Origin of the sequence: Halomonas sp. 707D4, from assembly GCF_024158685.1 — a bacterium.
Lineage (GTDB): Bacteria > Pseudomonadota > Gammaproteobacteria > Pseudomonadales > Halomonadaceae > Vreelandella.
The window spans coordinates 1-2,515 of record NZ_JAMZBD010000446.1; the positions used below are offsets into that span (position 1 = coordinate 1).

Annotated in this window: 1 protein-coding gene and 1 pseudogene; one reads left to right on the forward strand and one right to left on the reverse strand. The window is 66.5% G+C overall.

All coding sequences use genetic code 11. The features are described from left to right. Positions 1–325 (reverse strand): annotated as a pseudogene (locus BIS11_RS15015) (glyceraldehyde-3-phosphate dehydrogenase); the annotation flags it as partial. Positions 326–534: 209 nt separating this feature from the next. Between BIS11_RS15015 and BIS11_RS15020 the strand changes: the two are divergent. Beyond that, on the forward strand, positions 535–2,515 hold a 1,981-nt coding region (locus BIS11_RS15020; protein ID WP_301286485.1), incomplete at its 3' end, for a CarD family transcriptional regulator.

Sequence of the window (2,515 nt, forward strand, 5' to 3'; positions counted from 1 at the left end):
CGTCCAGGTCGCCACCGCCCTGATGCTTGAAGGCGACCGCCAGCTTGCCGATATCGACGTGGGCCGGGCCGAGGTTCAGCGCCGCCATCGCCTCGACGATCGGGAAGGTGTCCTGGACCGAGAGCTCGGTGCCCTCGATCTTGCGCACGAAACGGTGGTCCTTGAGGATGCGGATGACCGACTTCTTGATCAGCGAACGCCCGAACATGGTGGCCACGACGTTGTTCTGGCGGTACAGCTTGCCGACCAGCGGAATCATCTGCTCGGCAAGCGCTTCGTCGCTTTGCCACTTCTGAAAGACGTTCTCGAGCGTTTGCTGACTCACGTAGGGCCCCTTTGCGTGGTGATGGTAATCAGCGCGTATTATCCAAAGCCCGCCTCTTCCCCGCAATCAAAGGATAGTCGCACGCCGTGTAGGGGTATTACACAACTGCCCATTTGACTACAAACACGAAACCGGGTTATGCGCGCGTCGCCCCTAACGAGCGCCGTGTCGTGTATGATTAAGCCTTTGTCCAGGCGCAAGACACGACTATGCCCTCTTTCACCCCGCTCGACCCGCCCGAGCCCCAAGGGGCTCGCGACACGCTCTACCTGACGGCCCCGCCCGGAAGCGCGCCGGCGTTGACGCTTGCCCGGATCGCCGATGACGCGCCCTTGCTGGTCATCACGCCCAGCACCGCCAGCGCCCAGCGGCTGGAGCAGGACCTGGCGTTCTACAGCCAGGTACCGGTGCTGCCCTTTCCGGACTGGGAGACGCTGCCTTATGACAGTTTCTCGCCGCACCAGGATATCGTCTCCGCCCGGCTGCGCACCCTGCGCCTTCTGCAGGATGGCTTGAAAGGCATCGTGCTGGTACCGATCAACACCCTGATGCAGCGCCTGCCGCCGGTCTCCTACATCGCCGGGCGCGTCATGACCCTCGAGGCCGGCGCGACCCTGGAGCGCGAGAGCTTTCGCGAATCGCTGTCGCGGGCGGGCTATCGCGCCGTGGAAACGGTTTATGAACCCGGCGAGTACGCCATGCGCGGCGCGCTGATCGACCTGTTCCCGATGGGTGTTCCCGATCCGATCCGTATCGATCTTTTCGACGACGAGATCGACACCCTGCGCCACTTCGACCCGGGCAGCCAGCGCTCCACGGAGAAGGTCGAGCGCATCGAGCTTCTGCCCGCCCACGAGTACTCGCTCAGTCGCAGCGCCATCGCCTGCTTTCGCGAGCATTTCGAGACCCTGTTCGACGTCGACCCGCGCCAGTGCCCGCTCTACAACGACGCGCTCAAGGCGATCCCCTCGCCGGGGCTCGAACACTATCTGCCGCTGTTTTTTGATGAGACCGCCTCACTGTTCGAGCACCTGACCCGAGACACCCGCGTGGCGCTGTTGCCCGGCGTGTTCGAGGCCGCAGAGCAGCACTGGCGCTCGATCGAGTCGCGCTATGAGAACCTCGGCGTCGACCCGACCCGCCCCCTTCTGCCGCCGCATCGCGCGTTTCTTCCGGTCAACGAGATCTTCTCGGCGATCAAGGAGCGCCCGCGCGTCGAGCTCGTCGAGGCGGAGAGCGACCAGCGCCATGCCCACGCGCCCAAGGCCCAGGCGCTGCCTTCGCTTGCCGTCAACGCCCGTGCCAAGGCGCCGCTCGGGGCGCTCGAAAGCTTTCTCGCCGAGCACGCCGAGACCCGCGTGCTGTTCGTGGCCGAATCCCGCGGCCGGCGCGAGGCGCTCGAGGAGCTTTTGGCACCGCTGCGCCTCGCGCTGCCCTACGTCGCCGGCTTCACGGCGTTTCTGGACAGCGAAGCCCGCACGGCGATCACCGAGAGCCCGCTCACCAGCGGCCTGTGGCTCGGTGACCCGTCGCTTGCGGTGATCAGCGAGACCGAGCTGTTCGGCGACGTGGTGCGCCAGAGCCGCCGCCAGGACAAGGCGACCGACGACAACGAGCTGGCGGTACGCCACCTGGCCGAGCTCAAGGAGGGCGCACCGGTGGTGCATCAGGCTCATGGCGTGGGGCGCTACCTGGGCCTCGAGGCTCTGGAAGCCGGTGGCCAGGCCAACGAGTTCCTGGCGCTCGAGTACGACGGGGGCGCCAAGCTCTACGTGCCCGTCGACAGCCTGCACCTGATCTCGCGCTACAACGGCGCCGACGACGAACACGCCCCGCTCAACAAGCTAGGCTCCGACCAGTGGGAGAAGGCGCGGCGCAAGGCCGCCGAGAAGATTCGCGATACCGCCGCCGAGCTTCTGGACATCTACGCCCGTCGCGAGGCCCGCGAGGGCACGGTCTACCAGGCACCGGACGAGGAGTACGCCCGCTTCGCGGCGAGCTTCCCCTTCGAGGAGACGCCGGACCAGAAGGCCGCCATCGAGGCGGTGATCGACGACATGGTCTCGCCCCAGCCGATGGATCGCGTGGTGTGCGGCGACGTCGGCTTCGGCAAGACCGAAGTCGCCATGCGCGCGGCGTTTCTGGCGGTGCAGTCCGGCCGCCAGGTGGTGGTACTGGTGCCCACCACCC